Raw genomic sequence first — 22,753 nt, forward strand, 5'->3', positions numbered from 1 at the left:
AATGGCGCAGCAACCGCCTGGCATCATATCCGGACACGTAATAAAAAAACGGCCGTATACAATGACATGATAATGAATTTTCTGTTTTTTCTGTAAAACAAAAATCGGCGAAAAGACTTGTAAACAAAAGGTTTTTGCGTATTCCTTTTTTGCATTCACTTTTGAAAGTGAACGCAAAAAATATCTGCTGCACTCATTCCGGTAATAAGGAATAGTTGCAGCTTCGCTGTTCAATCAATATATTGATTGAACTTTATCCAATGATAAACTAATATTATAATTATAGTTCAGTGATAGAATTTGATATTATGTTAAGACATTTTTATAATTAGTCAAGTTGTAGTGATAAATTAATGAAGGGTGTGGATAGATTGGATAAGATATCTAAAGAGAAAAGAAGTGAAAACATGAAGAAAATAAAGTCAAAGAACACTGAACCAGAACTTCTCGCAAGAAAGGCATTATGGAAAATGGGATACAGATACCGCCTTCATTATAAAGAATTACCAGGAAATCCTGATATTGTTTTAACTAAACAAAAGACCGCAATATTTGTGCATGGATGTTTTTGGCATAGGCATGAAGGATGTATAAATGCATCAAGACCGAAATCTAATTCTGAATATTGGGAAAATAAAATAAAATCAAACTTAGATAGAGATAAAAGAAATCAGTCACTTCTTAGAGAAATGGGCTGGAGAGTGCTTGTTGTCTGGGAGTGTCAACTGAAAAAAGATATAGATTTTAACATTTCTTTTTTAGAGAGATTGTTAAATGAATAAAATATCTATTTTTTCTTTCTTTTCTGGGTGCGGTTTACTGGATCTCGGATTTGAAGATACAGGATATGATATAGTATATGTTAATGAGTATTTTCAGCCATTTATATATGCATATAAATATTCAAGATTAAAAATGGGATACAAAAAACCGATTTACGGGTACTCAGATAATAGTATAGTCAATTTACTGTCTCAACATGAAATATCAATATTATCGAATAACATTAATCTGGAAAGAATAAAAGGGAATATAGTAGGGTTTATTGGTGGTCCTCCTTGTCCAGATTTTTCGGTAGGTGGAAGAAACAGAGGTAAAGATGGAGAGAATGGTAAACTGACTGAAACATACATTGATTTAACTTGTAAATTAAAACCTGATTTTTTATTGTTCGAAAACGTAAAAGGGCTGTGGAATACAAAAAAGCACAGAGAATTTTATGAAAAAGTTAAAACAAAATTGTATGATGCAGGTTATGTAATAATGGAAAAACTAGTAAATGCCATAGAATATGGTGTCCCACAAGATAGAGATAGAATTATAATGTTTGCTATACAAAAGCATTTTCTATCTAATAGTAACGATATTAATAATTTTAACTGGAATATAGACAAAAAATTTGATAAAGAGGAAATATTGCAATTGAACTGGCCTACTATAAATCCATTCCAAACAAATATAAGCAAACCTAAAGATGTCCCTTTTGAACTGACTGTAAAATACTGGTTTGATAAAAACAGTACATATAACCATCAAAATAGCCAAGATCAATTTAAGCCCAAAGCAGGCTTACCGAAGTTTCAGTCTATACCCGAAGGAGATGTGTCAAAGAAATCATATAAAAGATTGCATAGATATAGATATTCACCTACTGCAGCTTATGGCAACAATGAAGTACATCTTCATCCAACAGAAGCAAGGAGAATAAGTGTTGCTGAAGCATTGGCTATACAAAGTGTTCCTGCATGTTTTGAATTGCCGTTAGATATGACTTTGACTAATAAATTCAAGACTGTTGGCAATGGGGTACCTTATCTTTTATCTAGGGGAATAGCCAATTCAATTAAAGTTTTTATAAATGGACTAAACCCTCAATTTATAAGGAGTAAAGATGATATTAACAGCTTCCAATATTACAAATGCTGTTAATCAATTAGATAAAAACAGGTTTTATAATTACATAAACCCACAGAATAAAGGTCTGATTAAAATTGTACATATTAATTTGCCCGAGGGTCCTATAATTATTAAACGTTATGATCCTTCTAAAGGCGGATCTTTAGATCAAGCGAAAGAAGAATCTATTTCATCTAACTTGATATGGAGAGTTGCTAACGCTATAAAAGAAGGAGTCCCCATCAATATTGATAGAGTTCTCGGGGCAAGCTATAATACTCGTTCTGTATTGGAAAGTTTATTGGCTTATACCTCTAATTTTTATGTTACATATCCCGGTAGAATTGAAATGATTGATTCGTACTCAAAGATAAAGAAAGGACACAAACATATTGTATGGTTGCCAGAGACCCCACATGAACTAGGTAAAATATGCGAAATTGATACTGAACAGGTGATTTCTGAAATACCTTCTCACCAAGCAGTTTATGAATCCTTAGTAGTTCCATATAATAATCAAGATAAAAATGAACTTGATATTGAAATAAAAAGGAGGCATGCCCAGATTCAAGTTGCATTAATACACATTGGTATTCAACTAGGCTTTAGAACATGGATTGCACAAAATGACAAAGGTATTATTTACAAAGATAAAAAAATAGGTGAAATTAATGGAGTTGTGCAGTCACTAGAAAATGAGAAGCTTTTAATGGGTTATAGTGATGCTGCAAAGGCCGCCTTATTAATAGACTGTATATGGTTTAAAAATAGCAGGCTAATGCCTGCTATCATGGAAATTGAATGTACGACTGGTATACGAAGTGGATTAACTCGTATGAAAACTTTCTCTGATTTGTTTCCTCCTTTTCCCACAAGATATGTTATTGTTGCCCCAGATGAAGATAAACCAAAGTTTATGCAAGAAGCATCTAAAAAACAATTTAGAGATTTATATCCGAAATTTTTCCCTTTCTCTGCCGTAGAAGAACTTTATGCTTTATGCCAAAGAAGAAATATAAAAGGGATTACAGAAGAATTCTTGGATAGTTTTATCGAAGATCCGAGTTTCAATAGTTAAAAATTTTTGGCCTTCAGGCGTATGTGTTATTTTTGTGCTATTTTCCATTATTTTTGGATTATATCCAATTATACCGACCGTTCATAAATTACTGTTAAATATAATTGTGCTAAATTTTAAATGATTGATAAATAAGGATTTTCGCCTGCGAGTCCCCCCTCAGGCACTACTATTCTTTATGATCAATTATTTAATTTTTGTGCTATTTTATGATATTATTTTCACCTGACAGTATTCACCACCATTGTATCTGTTACACTCGATATATCCGAATAGTTGTTCCGGATTAATTTCAGATTTTGCAGAGTTAAATCGAATACCCCTCACTTTTTTACCATTTACATTCCCGAGCTCAAACATCAGATGTTCACCGTTTTTGCCAACTATGCGCTGATTTTCTATTACAGGTTCCTTTATACGAAATACTGGCTTTCTGTTGCCTTCGCCGAATGGTTCGAGCAATTCCAGAGCTTTTGCCAAATTGACATTGATATCATCAACAGTGACGTCTAAATCGTAGTCTTTCTTTTTTATAAAAACTTCTTCTTTGCATTCTGAGCATACAATTTCATTAATTTTATTTCTGAATTTATCTATATTTTCCCTTGTTACAGACAAACCGGCAGCTTTAGTGTGTCCGCCGAATTTTTCAAGTAAGCCGGGGCTGTCTCTATCAATTTTTGAAAGTATTTCAAACATATCAATTCCGTCAATTGAGCGTGCTGAACCTGTTACTCCTTCATTCAGCCTGTCTTCGCCGCCAAAAATAATAACGGGACGATAGTATTTCTCCATTATCCTGGAAGCTACTATTCCGATTATCCCTTTTACCCAGTGCGGCTGATATACAACGATTACTCTGTTTTTACCGTATTTGTCTTTTTCAATAATTTTTACAGCTTCGTTAAAGGTGATTTCGCATAAGTCCTGTCTGTCCTTGTTTTTATTATCAAGTTCTTCAGCCAGTTTCAGATTATTTGCATAATTATCACCTGTAAGCAGTTCCAGAGCAGTATCAGCGACATCAATGCGCCCGCTTGCATTAATCCTTGGGCCAAGTACAAAACCGTGGTGATAAGATTTGATTTTTTTATCTTTTAATCTGCTTATTTCAACCAATGCTTCAATGCCGGGTGAAGGTGTGCTGTTTATTACGTCAAGGCCGTATTTTACAAGAATTCTGTTGTCTCCTGTCAGTGGTACAATATCCGCCACGGTGGTCAGCCCTACAAGATCCAGGTATTTTTTTAAATTTATATCTTTTCTGTTTAAAATTCGCCTGATTATCTGGAGCAGTTTAAAGACAACTCCGCATCCGCATAAGCTGTAATCCGGCTCATTTATTTTTTCGGGGTTTATTTTCGGGTTTATAATAAAATCAGCTTCAGGCTGTCCATCCTTTGGCAGATGATGGTCTGTGACAATTACTTTTATGTTATGATTTTTTAAATATTCTACTTCTTTAACAGAGGTTATACCGCAGTCAACAGTAATAACCATATCTGCTCCGTTTTTTGCCATCTGTCGGGCAGTATCAGGCGTTAATCCGTAGCCGTTTTCATATCTGCTGGGTATAAGTGTTTGATAATTTTCAAAGCCTAATTCTTTAAAAAAATTAACAAGGAGTGCCGCGGAGCAAACACCGTCTACATCATAGTCTCCGTAAATATAAATCTTATTGTTCTGCCTGATAGTGTCTGCAATCAATTCGCCGGCACCTTGAGGGACTATATTTAAAGGATCGGATAAACCTTTCAGACTCGGTTGTAAAAATTTTTGTTTATTCAACACTCCTCTGTAAGTAAGTATTTTATGTACTACAGGATGTATTGACAAATTATGCCCCGTTTTTGTGTTTTTTGTAGTTTGATCACATTTCCCAGTGCGATTCCGGAAGTTTTTTCAAATGAATATGATGGGCAAGGCGTATGCACGGTCTTATTAAGAGCTGGGCACTTCCCAGAATAAATAGCCATGTCCCCGCTTTGACCCAGTCGGGATATAAAAACATAACACTTCCCATGAGAAACCATACCGCTATCAAAAAATCGTTTAATATACTGGCAAATTTATAGCGTTTCTGTATTACAAGTCTGTCTTTTCCCAACGTGATGGTGATGTCTCTGTCATCCGTGTGTTTCATAAAAAACCCCCTGAATATCTATAACTTCATATTAACTTGTTATCAATAAAATGTTACTAATTTCTTCTTGATAAGTCGTTGTGTATGTGTAAATATTACAGAAATAACGTGTAGGAAATGGGGGGCTTAAATCACGGTTTGTAACTCATTGCTGCTTTTACAGCCTTTTGCCATTTGTTATACAGATTTTCAGCTGTTATTTTATCCATTTTGGGAGTAAACTCCTTGTCAACTTTCCATGTTTCAGCAACTTCCTTTGTATCTTTCCAGAAACCGACTGCAAGTCCTGCCAGAAAAGCTGCCCCCAAAGCAGTTGTTTCCATACACAGGGGCCTCTGGATTTTAGTATCCAGAATGTCGCTTTGGAACTGCATTAATATATTGTTTGAAACAGCTCCCCCGTCCACTTTGAGAAGCGGAATTTCCATTCCTGTTTCCTCCTGCATTACAGATATCACATCTTTGTTTTGATATGCGATTGATTCAAGTGTTGCCCTTGCAAGGTGCTCTTTTTTTGTCCCCCTAGTTAATCCGAAGATACTGCCTCTTACCTCCGCATCCCAATACGGCGTTCCCAAACCTACAAATGCAGGGACCACATATACTCCGCCTGAGTCTTTTACTTTAGCGGCCTCTGTCTCAATTTCTCCGGCGTTCTCTATAATTTTTAACCCGTCTCTAAGCCATTGAACTGCAGCTCCGGCTACAAAAACCGAGCCTTCAAGAGCGTAATCTATTTTATTGTTAATCCCCCATGCAATTGTTGTGAGTAACCCTTTTTTTGAGTTATATGCTTTATTCCCCGTATTCATCAGTATAAAACATCCTGTTCCGTATGTGTTCTTCACCATACCTTTTTCAAAACAGGTTTGGCCGAATAGCGCCGCCTGCTGGTCACCTGCAATGCCGCCAATGGGGACGCTGTAACCGGCAAACGTTTCAGGAACAGTGTGTCCGAAAATTTCCGAGGACTTTTTCACTTCGGGAAGTATTGAGTAGGGGATATTAAGGTAACTCAGCAACTCGTTATCCCATTGTAGCTGGTGAATGTTGTAAAGGAGTGTTCTGGAAGCGTTGCTGTAATCAGTTGCGTGGACTTTGCCTTTTGTCAGTTTCCAGAGCAACCAGGTGTCGATTGTTCCAAAAAGCAAGGCTCCTTTTTCAGCTTTTTGCCGCGCTCCTTCAACGTTTTCGAGAATCCATTTTATTTTTGTTCCTGAAAAATATGGATCAATTACAAGGCCGGTTTTTTCCCGGAAAATCTTTTCAACTCCCTTGCTTTTTAACTCTTGGCATATATCAGCGGTCTGTCTTGACTGCCAAACTATAGCGTTATAGACAGGTTTTCCCGTGTTTTTATCCCATATAACCGTTGTTTCCCGCTGATTGGCGATACCGACCGCCTGAATACTGCTGCCGGAAAGACCTGAATTTGCCAAAGCTTCTGCTATTACAGACTGGACGGACGACCATATTTCCAGAGGATCCTGTTCCACCCAACCGGGTTTTGGCAAAATTTGGGAAAACTCCTTTTGTGCAATGGTTATAATTCTGCCGGCTTTGTTAAATATAACAGCTCTTGAGCTTGTTGTGCCCTGATCGATTGACAGGATATACTGCTTTTTTCCCATAATAGACTCCGTTGAAGAATTATAATTGGAAACAACCGGGATATTCAACAAGTTTTTCAATAAATTGGAGGAAATTAAGATAATTTTTAAAAACTTTATAATTTTGTTTGCAAACTTGGGTGAGTTATGTATATAATTTCTAAGCGTAAAATATTTTTCAGTGAGTTAGTCTATCCGGACGCTAATTTAGACTTTAAAGATGTTTGATTAATTCAAAGTAGTTTTGTGTAGTTAAAAGACTACATTATGTTGTCTTTAATAAAAGGAGGTAATTATGACAAAGTCAGAACTTGTAGCAAAAATTGCAATGAAAAGCGGTTTGACAAAAACAGACGCTGAAAAGGCTCTGAATGCATTTCAGGACAGTGTGATGGAAGCAGTAAAGAAAAACGACAAGGTTACATTGGTAGGTTTCGGAAGCTTTGAACAGAAACAGCGTCAGGCAAGGAAAGGACGCAATCCTCAAACAGGTGCTGAAATAAAGATACCAGCCGGAAAGACTCCTAAGTTTACACCCGGCAAGAATTTTAAAGAAACAGTTAAGTAAATTTTTTAGGCCCTTGAAAAGGGCCTTTTTTATTTTAAAAAGTCATAATTCCCAGTAATTTAAAAGTATGTTTCTTTGTATTGATTAGTAAAAATCGTCTTACTATGTAAATTCAACAATATTTTATCACTGATTTTTATTGCCGATTATACAATATCCCAATTTTTGGTTGAAAATGTGCGTATTTGCATTTATAAAATGATTTCAATTTGAAATAATCTGGAGGAAAATTATGTCGGAGAAGAAAGTTCCTTTTAATAAAGAAAAAATAGAGAAGATTGCTGAAAAGTACCCCACACCGTTTCATATTTATGACGAGAAGGCAATCAGAGAGAATGCCCGCAGGCTTAAGAAAGCTTTCAGCTGGCTTGGAGACGATTTTAAGGAGTATTTTGCCGTAAAAGCCACTCCCAATCCTCATATATTAAAAATAATGAAGGATGAAGGATTCGGCACGGACTGCAGCTCCCTTCCGGAGCTCATCTTATCTGAAAAAAACGGTATAACCGGCGAAAATATTATGTTTACCTCAAATGAAACACCTGCAAAAGAATACAGTAAAGCCAAAGAGCTGGGCGCTATCATTAATCTCGATGATATAACCCACATCAATTATTTAGAAGAGCAGGTGGGGTTGCCGGAATTGCTGAGCTTCAGATATAATCCCGGACCTTTGAGAGAGGGGAATGCCATAATAGGCAATCCCGAGGAGGCTAAATACGGTTTTACCAAGGAGCAGCTTTTCGAAGGATACCGTATGATAAAAGAGAAAGGAGTGAAGCGTTTCGGCATTCATACGATGGTGGCTTCAAATGAACTTAATGCCGATTACTTTATTGAGACTGTCAATATGCTGGTGGACTTGGTTATTGAAATCCACAGTGAGCTGGGAATAAATTTTGAATTTATCAATATGGGAGGCGGAATTGGTATCCCGTATCAGCCTGATCAAGAGCCGGTTGATCTCGAGTATGTTGCCGGTGAAGTGAAAAAAATATTTGATAAAAAGATAAAAGGTTCTGATCTGGATCCGTTGAAACTTTATATGGAAAACGGCAGAATGATAACCGGTCCTTATGGATATCTTGTAGCGAGAGCTATTCATAAAAAAGAAATCTATAAAAACTATATAGGACTCGATGCAAGTATGGCTAATCTGATGAGGCCCGGCATGTATCAGGCATATCATCATGTAACCGTCTTGGGCAAAGAAAATAAACCTCATGATTACACATACGATATAGTAGGATCTTTATGTGAAAATAACGATAAGTTTGCCATAGACCGTAAACTGCCTAAAATTGATATCGGCGATATAGTTGTAATCCATGACGCAGGTGCTCATGGTCATGCAATGGGATTTAATTATAACGGTAAACTCAGATCTGCCGAACTCCTCCTTAGACCTGACGGCAGCGTAAAGCAGATAAGGAGAGCGGAAACAATTGACGATTATTTTGCGACACTGGATTTTTCAGATTTGTAACTGGCAGTCTAAATAATAATGAAACCTTACCTACACTTCGTAAGTGTAGGTAAGGCAACTTACATATGTTGCAATTAATCTCTTACAACAAATACAGAACACTTTGATCTTCTTACAACTTTTTCAGTTGTACTTCCGAAGAAAGCTTCCTCGATAAAAGATTTGCTGTGTGATGCAATGACCAGAAGGTCGGTTCCGGCTTCGGTTTCATAGTTTAAAATTTCATGATACGGTACACCTTTTTTAACGGTATAATTTATTTTTAAGTTCTTTCCTTTAAGAATTTTTTCTGCCTGCTTTTTCATCTCATTCATACTTTCTTTTTCCATTCTTTCAGTCAGTTCTTTTTGGGTTTCGTTATCCAAATAAGCCATGGATATTCCCACTTCATCGGGGATTACATGAAGAAGATAAATTTCGGAATTAAACGTTTCCGCGATATCAACAGCTTTCTTCAAAGCTTTATCGGAGTACTCTGAAAAATCAGTGGGAACCAATATTTTTTCTGTTTTGTACATTTTATCCTCCTTTTGTTATAAATTTTTTAATGCTACATTTGCTGCCACCAAAAGACTGTCCCATACATTTGCAAAAGGCGGAGCATATGTAAGATCTGTATGGGAAAAATCCTCAACAGTCATTCCTGCATGTATGGCTGTTGACAGAATGTCAACTCTTTTTGCAACCGTTCCGTGTCCCGTTATCTGAGCGCCGTATATTTGCCCCGTTTTGCTGTCGTACAGTAAACATATTTTCTGCGTATCGCCACCTATATATTCAGGTCTGTCCGGGATACTTATTTCGGTTTTTTTATAGTTGAACTTGTAATCACTTAATTGCTTTTCGTTCAGACCGGTTGTTGCTACGGAAATATCAAATATCCTGAATGCCGCCGACTGGTTTATTCCGTAAAAGGATTCCATATTATCTATGTTGGCAATATTGTAACCTGATATTCTTCCCATTTTATTTGCGGTTGTTCCCAGAGGCATATATGTCCAGTCTTTCAAAAGCGGAACATAATGTTCTGCGCAATCGCCTGCTGCAAAGATATTTTCGATGTTAGTCTGCAGATTGTGGTTTACTTTTACAGCATTTTTTATTCCAAGGGTAATGCCCGAGCCATGAAAAATTTCGGTATTAGGTTTTACTCCTATTGCCACAACAACAAAGTCACATTCAAAAGTTCCTTTGGAAGTGTTAAACAGATTGCCCTGTTTTGAAATTATATCTGTGTTTAGAAACACTTTTACCCCTTTTGACTCAAGGTGTGAGAGGGCAAATTGCTGTTGTTCCGCGGGTAAAAAAGGCAGCAGCCTGTCTGACTTTTCGATTATAGTAACATCAATACCGAGGTTAACAAGGTTTTCAGCCAGTTCCAGATTAATATAGCCGGCACCAACCAAACATGCTTTTTTCGGTTTATTTTTATAGAGAAAGTTTTTAAGATTTCGCAGGTGATTAAGATTTTTAAAATAGAAAACCCTTTCGTCAAATCCTTCGAAATCAAGCCTGTTGTATATTGCACCGGTTGCACAAATGAGATAATCGTAATGGTAATCGTATCCTTCGTTTTTGTTGAAATCGTATACTTTAAGCTTGCTTTTCTCAGGCAGTATTTCATTAACCGGGGTATACAGTCGGTAATCTATGCCCCTTTTTTGGGTTATGGTTTGATAATCAAGAGCGTAAAGACTTTCCGGAGGGTTATTTTCCATTGTCAGATTATAGGGCATACCGCATGCCCCATAGGAGAGGTCGCCTCTTTTTTCAAATACAACAACTTCGGCGTTTTTGTTCTCTTTTTTTACCCTGCTTGCAGCGGACAATCCGGCGGCAATTCCTCCGATAACAGCGACTTTCATAATTCCTCCTTTTGATTGAATTATAACATAAAAAATCTTTAATCGAAAGATTTTACAAAACTCTGCCAGTTGGGGCTTAATGCCTGAATTTCCTTTTCATTAAGCAGTGGGGAGACAATTTTCGTGTATTTGCAGTGAAGAAGCATTCGTTTGTAATCTTTGAAACCGTATAAAGTATCACCTACAATAGGCATGCCGATATGGGCGCAAAGGGCTCTGATTTGATGTCTTGCAGCATAATTTAGTGAAACGCCGATCAGTGAAACTTCATCTCCGGAACTATCCTTGAAATGCTTTATCGGGCTTAAAACAGTTATATTATTTCCCTGCCTGTTTAAAACTTTTACCTTTTTTCGATGAGATGCGTCTATTTCAGGTGAAAGCTTTATGTTTTCCCTAAGTTTTCCGCAAATGAAAGCGAGGTACTGTTTTTGTGTAGAATATTCCGGTAAATCCCTGATTGCTGCAACAACTCCGTCTGTCTCAAAATCCAGTCTTGAAATCAGCTTGTAACCTGGAAATTCGTTTTGTACAATATCCTGAAGAGTTAAAGGGTCAAAAGGGGTTATCCTTTCTGTATGCATAAACGGAGGTTTGTAGAGGAAAAGGACATGCGGGGTTTGTTTAATAAAGAAATCATGGGTATCGTATCTGATTTCCGGTCTTTTTAGGTTGACTGTAATCTTATCCGTTCCGCTTTTTTCTATATATCTTGAGCTTACAGGCTTATCATTAAGCAGCACACAGCCTTTTTTTATAAGTTTTTTGGCCTGTCTGCCGCTCAAATCATATTTTTTTATGAGAATATCTACTATATCGATCATAGGATCAGATAGATCAGTTTAAACAAGATTGGCGTAAGAATTGCAGTGGCTACTCCGTTGAGGGATATAGCCAGCCCTGACACAGCACCTTCAAGCTGCCCTTCTTCTGCTGCTCTTGCCGTTCCTATCCCATGGGAAGCGGACCCCATTGCCAGTCCGAATGCAACTTTGTCTTTTATTTTGAACAGATTTAAAATTGCAGGTCCCAGTATTGCACCGAAGATTCCTGTACAAATGACTAAAGCGGCCGTCAACGGCGCTATACCCCCGATTTTATCAGAAATCGACATGGCTATCGGTGTGGTAACGGACTTGGGGGCTATACTTGCAACTATTTCCTTGGATGCACCCATATATTTTGCGGTAAGCGCCGCTGATAGTATACCTACAATACTTCCGATTATGGTGGACAGTATTATCGAGAAACCGCGCTTTTTTATTTCACCCAGCTGTAGGTAAAGAGGGACACCCAGGGCTACCACAGATACCGGTAGAAAAAAGCTTATTATTTTAGCTCCTGCAAAATAAGTATTATAGTCTATGTTAAAAATTTTAAGGAAAACAATAATGGAAACAATTGACAACAGGATAGGATTAAAAAGAAAAAATTTAAATTTTGAATATAATTTTGAAGATAAAAAATAAACTCCGAAAGTGAACATTACGGCAAATAAAGGAGATTCAATCATTCTGTTTCCCCCGATCAAGTATCTGTTGTGAAACCCCAACCACAATTAAAACCAAAATTGCGCTCAAAAAAAATGATACGACAATAGATAAAAAAGAATTTCCAATCAAATTGAAGTAAAGCATGACTCCGACGCCTGGAGGGATGAAAAGAAAAGCCATATTTTTTACCAAAACTTCTGCTGCATCTTTTACCAAATCGAGTTTTACAATATTAAATCGAAGTGCACCTGTCAGATATAACATCCCTATGACGCTGCCCGGAATAGGAATATTAAGGATCTCTGAAGTGGTGTTGCCGAGAAAAAGAAATAGAAAAAGTATAAAAAGACCGGAAATCATATTTAACCTGACCTGCTTATTTACTTAGATATAAAGAAAAATAGCGGTATAGTCAAGCTGATTGGATTATAACCGTTACGCGTAATGTGTAATGCGGGATGTGAGATGTGAGATGTGAGTTAGGTGGTGAGGTAGAGAGGTAGATGTTTTGAGAGATTACGTAGTTTTCAGTCACGTCTTGTCTCGGTCCGCCTACGGGCGGAGGCGAAGCCCCGCAGTGGCAGAACGAAGAGCAAGATTTTATTTGCCTGATTTTTAGTTACCGATATAATCTCTAAGGGATGGTGCCACCCATATTTCAGCGTTTGATTCGAGTTTGCTGATATAGGAATTCAATGCTGCTTCGCTTTTTATATTGGCTATGAAGTTTCTGATATCCGGATGATCTTTTTCTGCCGGAAAATCCGGGGTTTTTATATCTGCCAACTCGACAAGATATACCCTTGAATTTATTGTGTATGGTTTATCGAGTGTGCTTCCCTTTTCAGAAGCGAAGATATCGTCAGTCAACTTGCTGTTGATACCGATTCCGGGAATGCTCTCAGCTCTTTTAAAAAAAGGCGTTGTTGTATAATTTTTATTGACACTGTCTGATATGCTTTCGATATTTTTATTTTCCTTTAGAAGCTTTTCGGCATAATTCCGGGCCTTTTGTATACTTTGCTCCTGAATATAATCCTGTCTAACTTTTTCTTCTATTTTGCTGAATTCCGGTACATATGAATCCTTTCTGTCAGCAACTTCAAAGATATATTTTTTATCGCCTATATCGATAACGTTACTGACCTCAGTTTCAGGAAGGTTAAACAATTGTCTCTTCACATCCGGTTTACCTTCCAGGGGGAAAACATTCTCGTAAGTGTTGAAGTATTTTGTTGTATGAACAGTGATATTATCATTTTTAGATTGGTATGCTGAAATATTTGAAGCTTTTAAAATTTTACTGTATATATTAAAAACCCTGTCATTGAAATACTGTTCTTTATTACGCTCTTTCAGCTTTTCAGCTATGGAGTCTTTGGCCTCCTGGAATGTAAGTTCTTTGGCTTTCTGGTGGTCTGTAACTTTAATTATATGAAAACCGAAAGGAGTTTTTACAATGCCGCTTATTTTCCCGGTCTCCAGAGAAAAGGCGGTATTTTCGAATTCTTTTATCATCTCACCCTTTTTGAAATATCCTAAGTCACCGCCGTTTTGTGCACTGGCATCTTCAGAATATTTTTTTGCCATTTCTGAAAAGTCTTTTCCCTTTTTTAACTGTGCCAGGATATTTTCAATTTTATTTCTGGCATTTTTTACTTCGGTTTCATTATCAAAGTTTTTTACTCTTATAAGGATATGGCTGGCCCTGACTTTTTCCGGCTGACTGAATTCAGATTTGTTTTGAAAGTAATAACTTTCCATTTCCTGCTGAGTAATGTTGGTTTTGAAGTCAAAGTCCCGGGGGTCGAATTCTATGTATTTTAATTTGATTTCCTCAGGAATTCTGTAGTTTTCCTTGTTCTCAACAAAATATGCCCTCAGGTCTTCATCTTTGATATTTACACTATCTTTGAAAGATGAAGGGGAGAATGAAATATACCTTATTTTAGCTTCGGTGTTACGGTAAGTATATTCTTTTTTTATTTCTGAAGGGGTAACCCGTGTTGAGTTTCTAATCATGTTTCTCAGTTTGGAGATTTTTATATCTTCTTTTAAACTCTGCTCAAATGCAGCAGGTGTTAAACCGTTTGCCCGTAAAATATTGGTGTACCTTTCCGGACTGAATTGTCCGTTTTGCAGAAAAGATGAGATATTGGTGAGCTCATTCATTACTTCGGTATCTGAGACCGGAATATTGAGCTTATTTGCTTGTCCCAGCAAAAGGTATTTGTTTTTTAATTCTGTTATAACCTGCTTTTGTATTTCCTCATTAGAAGGCATTTGTTCGGACTGATTCCCGAATAGCTGCCTTAGTGTATCAACTGTATTTTGATATGAGTTTTGATACTCTTCATAAGAAACTTTGTATTCATTAACTCTCAGTGCGTAGTTGCTGCTGCTTTGATTTCTGCTCCCCACACCCCAGACCAGAAAAATTGTGCCTATAAATGCAGCAATAACCAGCCATAGGAAAACACTGAGAAGTCTTTTTTGATTTCTGAATTGTTTCAGCATCGTCTACCTCTTAGTAAATAATAAATTGATAATATAGAGGCCCGACAGGGATTCTCCGGCACATGGAAGACAATGCTACCGTTGCTCCCTTCCGGGCCTGGCGGGGTTCACACTGCCTCCATTGCAGAGGCCCCGTCGGGCCACTATATTCCCAAGATAACGAAAAAAATGGCATTCTGCCAAATTCTCCCGAATGGTATGTATAATTACAAAAATGGCTGAAATCAAGAGTTTTTTTAAGAATCTTATCTGCAGATACCGTGATGCATGATGGGTAATGGGTTATGGGTTATGTTCTAAGTTCAAGGTTCAACGTTCAATGTTAGTAAAAATATACAGTTATTTATCGTTATTCCTTTAAGTTTCGCAATCTCAAAATAATATAAAAAGAGAGATTGCTTCGTCGTTATCACTCCCTGCCCTGTTAAATGCCACAGGCAATCAGCGAAGCTGATATTTAACAGGGTGAACAAAGACTCGTAATATGTACAAGTGAGAAACTTGATTTGGTCGTAGTTGTTAATTGGCAAGAACCTGTCCTGCTCTGTCTGTTTGTGAAATAAAGTATTTAAAACTCAGCTCTAATTCCCTACCTCACTATTTCCCTATCTCACTATTTCATTATTTCACTCTCTCACTCTTTTGTTTTCTCGTTTTTATTATCATCCTTCATAAATTTTTCAAAAAGTTTAAACATCTCTATTGGAATTGGGAAAACAATGGTCGAATTTTTCTCATTGCCGATTTCGTTGAGCGTTTGAAGATATCTCAGTTGAATGGTTATGGGGTTGGTGGACATTATGTCACTTGCCTGGGAAAGCTTTTCGGCAGCTTCCAGTTCACCGTTAGCATTGATTACCTTGGATCTCCTTATTCTTTCTGTTTCAGCCTGCTTTGACATTGCTCTCTGCATTTCATTCGGGAGGTCGATGTGTTTTATTTCCACCGCACTCACCTTTACTCCCCAAGGATCGGTCTGTGAATCGATAATCGTCTGGAGATCGCTGTTGATTTTATCTCTGTTGGAAAGTATGTCGTCCAGCTCAAATTGTCCTATTATACTTCTTAGTGTTGTCTGACAGAGCTGTGATGTGGCGGTCAGGTAATTTTCCACTTCCAGAATGGCTTTATCTGAATGCACTACCCTGAAATATACAACGGCATTTACTTTAACAGATACGTTGTCTTTGGTGATAACATCCTGAGGCGGCACATCCATAACAACTGTTCTCAGATTAACTTTGATAAGTTTTTCTACAAAAGGTATCAGAATGATTAAACCGGGGCCTCTAATTCCGACAAACCTACCCAGCCTGAATACAACGCCTCGCTCATATTCTCTTAAAATCTTAAGAATGTTAACAAGCAAAGATAATACGAGCAAAATAATTATTGCAACCAATGTTGTGGTATTAAACATATTGACCTCCTGTTGAATATTTTGTACTATTAACGTTTATTATAACTTATTAAATTTAAATAATAAAGGTGTTTTGATGATTTTAAGTATGACCGGTTTTGGGAGGAATTTTCTTGCGAACGATTTCTGTTATGTGAAAACCGAAATCAAAAGTGTAAACAGCAAATATCTCGATTTAAGATTCAGATTGCCGAAGTTATTCAACTATCTTGAAATCGAATTGATGAATATTTTCAGGGAAAAGGCACAGCGCGGTAAAATTGATATAAACGTGGATGTGCAGTTCAGAAAACCTGTTAAAATACCGAAAATAAACCACAATATGCTCAACCTTTATCTTGATGCTCTCAGGGAAATACAGATGGAAAGCGAGGTTTTGGATGATATCCGTATAGACCATCTGATTCATTACGATGATATACTGGAATTTAATGAAGACAAAGAGACTGAAGAAAAGGTGGGTGCATTTATAAAGGATTCTGTCAGCCAGGCGCTCCAGGAGCTTAACAGCATGAGGCAGCAAGAAGGGGAGAACCTTTATAATGATTTAAAGGAAAGAATAGAAAGACTTAAGGAATCGGCAAAAAAGATAGATAACTTGAAGAACAGTGTTTTTGATTATTGGTTTGATAAATTTAAAAAACGGATGGAGAAGCTGGATATAGAAGCCCAGGAGGACAGAATTACCCAGGAAGCAGGTTTTTATGCAGAGAAGGCTGATATTACCGAAGAAGTGGTAAGAGTCGATTCACATCTGAATCAATTTATGAGCACACTGGAGAAGGAGGATTTCTGCGGTAAAAAACTTGACTTTATATCACAGGAGCTTCACAGAGAATTCAATACAATTGGTTCGAAAAGTAACTCAGCAGATGTGGTTAATATTGTTGTTTCTGCAAAGAGTGAAATTGATAAGATCAGAGAGCAGGTACAGAATATTGTCTAACCAAGATATTGCAAAAAGTCCGGGTAAGCTTTTTGTTGTAAGTGCACCGAGCGGCGCCGGGAAAACGAGTCTGTGCAACAGATTGATTAAAAAATACCCTGATTTGAAATATTCTATCTCACATACCACCAGAAAACCGAGGAAAAATGAGGAAGATGGAAAAGATTACTTTTTTGTTGATGAAAATCAGTTCAATCAGATGATAGAGAACGGAGATTTTATCGAGTGGGCTGTTGTTCATGAGAATTATTACGGCACATCGGCCGATTTTATAAAGCAGCAGCTGAAAAACGGTTATGATGTTATCCTGGATATCGACCCTCAGGGAGCAAGGATTCTAAAGAAAAAGCTGGGATACGGAGTATATATTTTTATAGTTGCATCAAGTCTTAAAGAATTGGAAAACAGGCTTAAGAAAAGGCGCAGTGAAAGTGAGGAAAAGATTAATAAAAGATTGCAAAATGCAATAAAGGAAGTAAGATATTATAAAAATTACGATTATTTAATCCTGAATGATAATTATAATAAAGCCTTTTATGAGTTGGAGTGTATATTTGTTGCTGAACATTTAAAGACGTCGGAAATCGAAAATATAGAAGATATTATGCAACTGGAGGTTTAAATGCCATTACTTGATATTGAAAAAGGTGTCAGAAAAAAGGAAATTAAAAGCAGATTCAGGCTTGTTCGTCTGGCCGGATTACGTTCTAGGGAACTTCTTAATCCCAAAGAAGATACGCTCCCCTGTCAGGAAGAAAATTACGATAAGTATACCACAAAGGCCCTTTCAGAAATAATAAACGGTAAAGTGGCTTTTGAGCCTGTTAAAAAGGAAGCTGAAGAATCTGATGAGTAATATTTTGATTGGTGTAACGGGTGGTATTGCCTGTTACAAGATTCCTTCACTGTGCAGAAGGCTTTTGGATAAAGGGCATAGTGTTAAGGTTATTATGACGGAAGCTGCAACCAAATTTATTACTCCGCTGACTTTTGAATCACTAACGCATGAGAGAGTATATATTGATGATTTCAGGGAAGGGGAAGAGCCTGACAATATTTATCATATTGATCTTGTGAAGTGGGCTGACGTTTTTATAATAGCTCCTGCAACGGCTAATACGATTGCGAAGATTTCTTATGGAATTGCCGATAATCTCCTTACATCTTCGGTTTTGGCAAAACCTGATGATGTGCCTTTGATAGTTGTACCTTCCATGAACACTGTTATGTATGAAAGCCGTCAGAATCAGAACAATCTGGCCGGACTTTATGAATTAGGATATGAAATTGTGGATCCGGTTATTGGGAATTTGGCATGTAAGGATGTGGGAATCGGGAAAATGCCTGAACCGGAAGATTTGGCTGATTTGGTTGATTCAAGATTGAAAAGCCGTGAGGAATATAAAAATATAAACTTTCTTATAACGGCTGGAGGGACAAAAGAGTATATTGATCCTGTTAGGTTCATATCGAACAAATCCAGTGGGAAAATGGGGCTGGCTTTTTGTGACAGCGTAAAGAAAAGAGGGGGCAGTTTTCGTCTTATCTGCCCGTCATCCGTTGAAGCGCATTATCCGGCTGTTTTTGCCGATACAGCTGATGATATGCTTGCAAGGGTTAATGATTTTATTTCCGAATGCGATATTTTGATAATGGCTGCCGCAGTTGCGGATTATAAACCAAAAAAATATTTTTCTTCCAAAATCAAAAAGAGTAATGGACATATGTGTGTTGAACTTGAGAAAAACCCTGATATCCTTCAGGAAATTTCAGGATATAAACGCAAAGATCAAGTCTTTGTGGGATTTGCCGCTGAGAGTGACAATTTACAGGAAAATGCGTTGAAAAAACTGAAAGACAAAAAGCTTGACATGATAGTGGCTAACAATATTTCCAGAAAAGATATCGGATTTGATTCTTTGTACAATGAAGTTACTGTATTTTTTGCTGATGGAAGGGTGGAACATATTGGTAAAAAGAGAAAAAGTGAAATTGCTGAGGATATACTCAATTTTGCTGTAAATATTTTTAAGAATAAAAAAGGTTTTAAATAAGTCAGGAAGTACTGCGGTAAAATGCCGTGATGCGTGATGGGTTATGGCTTATGGGTTATGGGTTATGGGCGAAATGGTGAAGTAGTTAAGTAGAAAGCAGAGAGATAGTTAAATGATCAAGTAATAATTTGACAACTCAACTACTCAAACATTTTTCAAACAACTATTACTTAAGTATCACTTCCAGAAACATAAAAAAGCGAGCTGTTCAAAGGTTTTAAAAAGGCATTTAATATGGATATTTTAAAAGATGTATATGGAGTGGAATTTTTACTTTCTGATGAAAAAGAGGGACATTCCCGTGTCAGCGAAAATTCATCAGAAACGGGTTATGCTGCAGAAGATATGAACAGAGAAATGCAGGTTTTGTTTGATAAAGTTTCAGTATGTGTGGAATGCCCCCTGCACAAAACAAGGTCAAACGTTGTGTTTGGTGAAGGCAACACCGATGCGCGTCTTATGTTTATCGGTGAAGGCCCCGGTGCTGAAGAGGACAGACAGGGGCGCCCTTTTGTGGGCAGGGCAGGGCAGCTTCTCACCAAAATGATCAATGCTATGGGTCTGGAAAGGGAAGATGTCTTTATTGCAAATATTGTAAAATGCAGACCTCCACAGAACAGAAATCCTTTTAAAGATGAAATATCCACCTGTATAGGCTATTTATATAAACAGATTGAAATAATTAAGCCCGAAGTGGTTATCTCTTTGGGCGGTGTTGCGGCACAGGCACTACTGAATACCGAAAAAGGTATTTCCCGTTTAAGGGGTAAGTTTACAGAATTAAATGGTATTAAATTAATGCCTACATTTCACCCCGCTTATTTATTAAGAAATCCGAAGATGAAAAGACCTGCCTGGGAGGATTTGCAGGAGGTTATGAAAATTCTGAATCTTAAACAATAAGTTTTTTTCATTGGTTTTTATTCATGGTAATATTGAGTAAGTGTCTAATCGATAGTTTGTTCAGAGGGAAAGTGTGAAAAGATATTTCTTTCAGTTTTTTCTGCTTACAGGTGTAACATTTTTTTTTACAATTTCATGCGCTCCGCCAAAACTTGATCCGCTGTCCATGCAGATTAAACAGGAAGATCAGGAGCAGGTTGTAATCCCTGATGCCTGTAAATCCCAGTATAAAAGTAAAATCTACAGAGTAGCAGTTGTTCCATTTCTTAATAATACAATATATGGTGAAATGACAGTCCGGAACTCACAGATCGAGGGGCGGGCAGATATCAATCGCAGACAGGCAGGAGCTGCGGGAGTCATTGTCGGGCCGGGGGCTGCCGGTTTAGGTTATGCCGGAGCCAGCAGAACACATATTAAATATTCCGGCAATGTTAATACATTTATGCGTCAAATAGCCCCTAAGATAGGTGAATTTGCCCAGTCTGCAGTTGAGAATACAATTGTAAATCTCGGCGGCGTAGATGTGTTTACAAGGTCACAGATGCAGAATGTACTTGATGAACAGAATTTTCAAATGAATCTTGCGGATCAGAATACTGTCGTAAAATTTGGGAAACTGGCAGGAGTGGATTATATAATTTCCGGCAGCGTAGATTATATAAATGCAAGATATATCCCCCAAACAAAATTTAAAGACACGGGCAATGCATGGTTAAACCTCACCCAAGCAGTGGCAAAATCAATGACGGAAGGCTGGAATGTTACAACAGAAATGACAATTCAACTGATAGATGTTGCAACAGGACAGGTTCTTGTTTCCAAAAAGGTCAGAGGAAGAGAACTTGGCGGTATTCAGCCGGCATTTAATCCTGAATTAATTATTTCTGCAGCTAAAAAAGCCATGGGTGAATCTGTCACAGATATAAGATCTGTTTTTTCAGAGAGATTTAGTGCTCGCGGCTATATCAACCAGCTCAGGGGCGGGAAATCTGTGGCTTTGATTTCTATCGGCAGAAGTGATGGCATTAAACCGGGTGATACTGTTGAAGCATATCAATTTGCAGCCATAAAAGATTTTATGACCGGGGAAGTTGAGTGTTATAAGTCAACAATACCTGTAAATATGGTCGTTACTAACCAAGTGAATCAGAACAGCGCGTGGGTACTTATTAAGGGTGATGAGTCAGCTAAATCGAGGATAAAAGTAGGGACATTGGTTGAAAGAGCCCCGTATGAAGGTCAGGGGTTGTTGAATAAACTCTATTGAAGTTATTTTTTTTCGGATAAAGGTGTGATTTATGAAGAAATTTTTAATAATTTTATCAGTTTTACTAATGCCATTTTTTTTGCAGGCAAAGACCGTTTCTGCAGTTGGCGAAGCACAGATTAAAAATGATGATATTGCTTCTGCAAAACTCAGGGCTGTAGCAAGGGCAAAATGGGCTGCGCTTGAAAAAGCTGCCGGAATAAAGGTGAAAGTAGAGACCATTGTTCAGGATGCTGTTTTAGTGGATGAAGCAATAAAGACTGAAGTGAGCGGGGTTATTGAAGATTATAAAATCTCAGATGAAGGAAAAGATAATGGTATATATTGGGTCAAGTTAAGTGCTGAAGTTTTACCGGAAAAAGCCAAAAAGGCTTTCAGTTATTTGTCAAAGAATACAAAAGTTGCAGTTATGCTCCCTGTAGTTCTTCCGAACAACGAGGTAAGACAGACAAACCCTTTATCGGAAAAAATTATAAATGAGCTGGCATCACAAAGTCTTGAAGTAGTTGATCTGTTTTCAGCAGGCTCAGAGATGTCAGTTAAAGAGCTTGAGTCTGCAATGAAGAGCGGGAATTTTATGGAAGTAAGAAATATTGCCAATAAATTTTTATCCGGCTTGATACTGGTGGGTAAAGTTGAATCCACTGTTACAGCCAAAAGCGGCAAGGATGTGGGTTATGGAATAACACTCCCTTTTAATGTAGTCACAGGCAGGCTTACTTACAGACTGATAGGCGAAAAAAACGGTCAGAAACTTGTGCTTGCAAGCGGCTATGTTTCCGGAAGAGGACAAGGGCCTACTGTGGAGGATGCTGCATACAGAATGATGGAAAATTTAAGTACCGCTGCCTCCAACCGGTTGATATCTGAGGTTATGGAAAAGATAAAGGGAATAAATAGTAAAAGAATAGAAGTTGTTCTGGCAGGAAACAATGATTTGGACAAGCTTATGGAGTTAAAAAACGAATTATCTTTTATCAGCTGGGTACTCAGTGTTGAAAATAAGTCAGAAGACACACTGTTGGTGGAATATCCTGAAAAGAGCATTTATCTTGCAACAGCTATAGATGATTTAATGAAATATGAGATTAAAGAGCTGAACAAATATAAGATTGTTTTGAGAGGCAACTGATAATTCAGATTGCTGAACTTAAAGTGGTTGATAAAGTTGAAAAGGTTGAGTAGGATATTGGAATAGTGGAGTAATGGATGAGTGGTAAATTGGTATATTTGTGTATTGGTTATTAGTACTAAGTACTAAGCGTTAAGTTTACAGAGCCAAGGAGAAAAGTCCAGATTGAGGCAGATATTTAGGGAGTTGATATAATTGTTTGCACGATTACCTCTTAACTTATTTAATACATCTACAACCCATACTACCCCTGGACATGCTACAGTTTAGTAGACAGTAAGTTAAGCCAATGCTATAAAAAAAGCAGAGGTGCGAAATGAAGAAACGAAGAGTTTACAGTGAATCTTTTAAGCGAGAAGCTGTAGAATTATC

The 22,753-nt window shown here is 37.3% G+C and carries 22 protein-coding genes and 1 other RNA gene; 12 read left to right on the forward strand and 11 right to left on the reverse strand.

Annotation, left to right across the window (positions count from 1 at the left end; translation table 11 throughout):
- The first annotated feature begins 353 nt into the window (after positions 1-353).
- The 3 genes from UMU13_RS05515 to UMU13_RS05525 are packed head-to-tail and all read left to right on the forward strand — an operon-like array spanning position 354 to position 2,974.
- Positions 354-782, forward strand: coding sequence for a very short patch repair endonuclease (locus UMU13_RS05515; RefSeq protein WP_328217666.1), 429 nt, complete (start codon positions 354-356; stop codon positions 780-782).
- Positions 775-1,929: a DNA cytosine methyltransferase gene (locus UMU13_RS05520; RefSeq protein WP_328217668.1), complete on the forward strand. Its 1,155-nt coding sequence runs from the start codon at positions 775-777 to the stop codon at positions 1,927-1,929. The genes UMU13_RS05515 and UMU13_RS05520 overlap by 8 nt, the downstream gene beginning before the upstream one ends.
- Positions 1,913-2,974, forward strand: coding sequence for a restriction endonuclease (locus UMU13_RS05525; RefSeq protein WP_442902134.1), 1,062 nt, complete (start codon positions 1,913-1,915; stop codon positions 2,972-2,974). The genes UMU13_RS05520 and UMU13_RS05525 overlap by 17 nt, the downstream gene beginning before the upstream one ends.
- Positions 2,975-3,181: 207 nt before the next feature.
- Here UMU13_RS05525 and recJ read toward each other — a convergent pair whose 3' ends face one another.
- The 3 genes from recJ to glpK all read right to left on the reverse strand — a co-directional run bounded on the left by recJ (position 3,182) and on the right by glpK (position 6,748).
- On the reverse strand, positions 3,182-4,810 hold the full coding sequence (recJ, locus tag UMU13_RS05530) for a single-stranded-DNA-specific exonuclease RecJ (RefSeq protein WP_328217670.1): 1,629 nt from the start codon (positions 4,808-4,810) through the stop codon (positions 3,182-3,184).
- Between the two features lie 34 nt (positions 4,811-4,844).
- Positions 4,845-5,117 (reverse strand): YrhK family protein, encoded by a 273-nt coding sequence (locus UMU13_RS05535; RefSeq protein WP_328217672.1) that lies wholly within the window; start codon positions 5,115-5,117, stop codon positions 4,845-4,847.
- A gap of 131 nt (positions 5,118-5,248) precedes the next feature.
- Positions 5,249-6,748: a glycerol kinase GlpK gene (gene glpK / locus UMU13_RS05540; RefSeq protein ID WP_328217673.1), complete on the reverse strand. Its 1,500-nt coding sequence runs from the start codon at positions 6,746-6,748 to the stop codon at positions 5,249-5,251.
- A gap of 274 nt (positions 6,749-7,022) precedes the next feature.
- Between glpK and UMU13_RS05545 the strand changes: the two genes are divergently transcribed.
- Positions 7,023-7,295 carry an HU family DNA-binding protein gene (locus UMU13_RS05545; protein ID WP_442902133.1) on the forward strand — a complete coding sequence of 91 codons (273 nt, stop codon included), beginning with the start codon at positions 7,023-7,025 and terminating at the stop codon, positions 7,293-7,295.
- 232 nt (positions 7,296-7,527) lie between these two features.
- Positions 7,528-8,781: a diaminopimelate decarboxylase gene (gene lysA / locus UMU13_RS05550; protein ID WP_328217674.1), complete on the forward strand. Its 1,254-nt coding sequence runs from the start codon at positions 7,528-7,530 to the stop codon at positions 8,779-8,781.
- 74 nt (positions 8,782-8,855) lie between these two features.
- On the opposite strand, the gene UMU13_RS05555 is transcribed toward lysA, so the two are convergent.
- The 8 genes from UMU13_RS05555 to UMU13_RS05590 all read right to left on the reverse strand — a co-directional run bounded on the left by UMU13_RS05555 (position 8,856) and on the right by UMU13_RS05590 (position 16,076).
- Entirely contained in the window at positions 8,856-9,299 is a 444-nt protein-coding gene (locus tag UMU13_RS05555) for a universal stress protein (RefSeq protein ID WP_328217676.1), read from the reverse strand.
- A gap of 15 nt (positions 9,300-9,314) precedes the next feature.
- Positions 9,315-10,646 carry an FAD-dependent oxidoreductase gene (locus UMU13_RS05560; protein ID WP_328217678.1) on the reverse strand — a complete coding sequence of 444 codons (1,332 nt, stop codon included), beginning with the start codon at positions 10,644-10,646 and terminating at the stop codon, positions 9,315-9,317.
- Between the two features lie 38 nt (positions 10,647-10,684).
- Entirely contained in the window at positions 10,685-11,470 is a 786-nt protein-coding gene (locus UMU13_RS05565; RefSeq protein WP_328217680.1) for an RNA pseudouridine synthase, read from the reverse strand.
- Entirely contained in the window at positions 11,467-12,159 is a 693-nt protein-coding gene (locus UMU13_RS05570; RefSeq protein ID WP_328217681.1) for an LrgB family protein, read from the reverse strand. Before UMU13_RS05570 ends, UMU13_RS05565 begins: the two co-directional genes overlap by 4 nt.
- The gene (locus UMU13_RS05575) at positions 12,152-12,499 is read right to left on the reverse strand and encodes a CidA/LrgA family protein (protein ID WP_328217682.1); all 348 of its coding nucleotides are present in this window, start codon (positions 12,497-12,499) and stop codon (positions 12,152-12,154) included. Before UMU13_RS05575 ends, UMU13_RS05570 begins: the two co-directional genes overlap by 8 nt.
- A 255-nt stretch (positions 12,500-12,754) precedes the next feature.
- Positions 12,755-14,656 (reverse strand): SurA N-terminal domain-containing protein, encoded by a 1,902-nt coding sequence (locus UMU13_RS05580; RefSeq protein ID WP_328217683.1) that lies wholly within the window; start codon positions 14,654-14,656, stop codon positions 12,755-12,757.
- A gap of 39 nt (positions 14,657-14,695) precedes the next feature.
- An RNA gene (gene ffs / locus UMU13_RS05585) (signal recognition particle sRNA small type) lies at positions 14,696-14,794 on the reverse strand.
- A 496-nt stretch (positions 14,795-15,290) separates the two neighbouring features.
- Positions 15,291-16,076: a slipin family protein gene (locus UMU13_RS05590; protein WP_328217685.1), complete on the reverse strand. Its 786-nt coding sequence runs from the start codon at positions 16,074-16,076 to the stop codon at positions 15,291-15,293.
- Between the two features lie 76 nt (positions 16,077-16,152).
- Between UMU13_RS05590 and UMU13_RS05595 the strand changes: the two genes are divergently transcribed.
- The 7 genes from UMU13_RS05595 to UMU13_RS05625 all read left to right on the forward strand — a co-directional run bounded on the left by UMU13_RS05595 (position 16,153) and on the right by UMU13_RS05625 (position 22,381).
- On the forward strand, positions 16,153-17,022 hold the full coding sequence (locus tag UMU13_RS05595) for a YicC/YloC family endoribonuclease (protein WP_328217686.1): 870 nt from the start codon (positions 16,153-16,155) through the stop codon (positions 17,020-17,022).
- Entirely contained in the window at positions 17,015-17,644 is a 630-nt protein-coding gene (gmk, locus tag UMU13_RS05600; RefSeq protein ID WP_328217687.1) for a guanylate kinase, read from the forward strand. The genes UMU13_RS05595 and gmk overlap by 8 nt, the downstream gene beginning before the upstream one ends.
- Complete coding sequence (rpoZ, locus tag UMU13_RS05605) at positions 17,645-17,878, forward strand: DNA-directed RNA polymerase subunit omega (RefSeq protein WP_328217689.1); 234 nt, start codon at positions 17,645-17,647, stop codon at positions 17,876-17,878. It begins immediately after the preceding gene.
- Positions 17,871-19,076 carry a bifunctional phosphopantothenoylcysteine decarboxylase/phosphopantothenate--cysteine ligase CoaBC gene (gene coaBC / locus UMU13_RS05610; protein WP_328217691.1) on the forward strand — a complete coding sequence of 402 codons (1,206 nt, stop codon included), beginning with the start codon at positions 17,871-17,873 and terminating at the stop codon, positions 19,074-19,076. The genes rpoZ and coaBC overlap by 8 nt, the downstream gene beginning before the upstream one ends.
- A 234-nt stretch (positions 19,077-19,310) precedes the next feature.
- Positions 19,311-19,979 carry a uracil-DNA glycosylase gene (locus UMU13_RS05615; RefSeq protein WP_328217693.1) on the forward strand — a complete coding sequence of 223 codons (669 nt, stop codon included), beginning with the start codon at positions 19,311-19,313 and terminating at the stop codon, positions 19,977-19,979.
- 73 nt (positions 19,980-20,052) lie between these two features.
- A complete protein-coding gene (locus UMU13_RS05620; protein ID WP_328217694.1) occupies positions 20,053-21,249 on the forward strand; it encodes a CsgG/HfaB family protein in 1,197 nt (398 codons plus the stop codon).
- 31 nt (positions 21,250-21,280) lie between these two features.
- A complete protein-coding gene (locus UMU13_RS05625) occupies positions 21,281-22,381 on the forward strand; it encodes a flagellar assembly protein T N-terminal domain-containing protein (RefSeq protein ID WP_328217695.1) in 1,101 nt (366 codons plus the stop codon).
- Positions 22,382-22,753: the final 372 nt, after the last annotated feature.

Source organism: Flexistipes sp. (assembly GCF_036172515.1).
GTDB lineage: Bacteria > Chrysiogenota > Deferribacteres > Deferribacterales > Flexistipitaceae > Flexistipes.

Bases quoted from the DNA above. Each gene is read 5' to 3' on its own strand.
- UMU13_RS05535 (WP_328217672.1), bottom strand. From the start codon at position 5,117: ATGAAACACACGGATGACAGAGACATCACCATCACGTTGGGAAAAGAC.
- UMU13_RS05590 (WP_328217685.1), bottom strand. From the start codon at position 16,076: ATGTTTAATACCACAACATTGGTTGCAATAATTATTTTGCTCGTATTA.
- UMU13_RS05625 (WP_328217695.1), top strand. From the start codon at position 21,281: ATGAAGAAATTTTTAATAATTTTATCAGTTTTACTAATGCCATTTTTT.
- UMU13_RS05570 (WP_328217681.1), bottom strand. From the start codon at position 12,159: ATGATTGAATCTCCTTTATTTGCCGTAATGTTCACTTTCGGAGTTTAT.
- UMU13_RS05555 (WP_328217676.1), bottom strand. From the start codon at position 9,299: ATGTACAAAACAGAAAAAATATTGGTTCCCACTGATTTTTCAGAGTAC.
- UMU13_RS05580 (WP_328217683.1), bottom strand. From the start codon at position 14,656: ATGCTGAAACAATTCAGAAATCAAAAAAGACTTCTCAGTGTTTTCCTA.
- rpoZ (WP_328217689.1), top strand. From the start codon at position 17,645: ATGCCATTACTTGATATTGAAAAAGGTGTCAGAAAAAAGGAAATTAAA.
- UMU13_RS05560 (WP_328217678.1), bottom strand. From the start codon at position 10,646: ATGAAAGTCGCTGTTATCGGAGGAATTGCCGCCGGATTGTCCGCTGCA.
- UMU13_RS05520 (WP_328217668.1), top strand. From the start codon at position 775: ATGAATAAAATATCTATTTTTTCTTTCTTTTCTGGGTGCGGTTTACTG.
- UMU13_RS05615 (WP_328217693.1), top strand. From the start codon at position 19,311: ATGGATATTTTAAAAGATGTATATGGAGTGGAATTTTTACTTTCTGAT.
- glpK (WP_328217673.1), bottom strand. From the start codon at position 6,748: ATGGGAAAAAAGCAGTATATCCTGTCAATCGATCAGGGCACAACAAGC.
- coaBC (WP_328217691.1), top strand. From the start codon at position 17,871: ATGAGTAATATTTTGATTGGTGTAACGGGTGGTATTGCCTGTTACAAG.
- UMU13_RS05515 (WP_328217666.1), top strand. From the start codon at position 354: ATGAAGGGTGTGGATAGATTGGATAAGATATCTAAAGAGAAAAGAAGT.
- lysA (WP_328217674.1), top strand. From the start codon at position 7,528: ATGTCGGAGAAGAAAGTTCCTTTTAATAAAGAAAAAATAGAGAAGATT.
- UMU13_RS05545 (WP_442902133.1), top strand. From the start codon at position 7,023: ATGACAAAGTCAGAACTTGTAGCAAAAATTGCAATGAAAAGCGGTTTG.
- UMU13_RS05575 (WP_328217682.1), bottom strand. From the start codon at position 12,499: ATGATTTCCGGTCTTTTTATACTTTTTCTATTTCTTTTTCTCGGCAAC.
- UMU13_RS05595 (WP_328217686.1), top strand. From the start codon at position 16,153: ATGATTTTAAGTATGACCGGTTTTGGGAGGAATTTTCTTGCGAACGAT.
- UMU13_RS05565 (WP_328217680.1), bottom strand. From the start codon at position 11,470: ATGATCGATATAGTAGATATTCTCATAAAAAAATATGATTTGAGCGGC.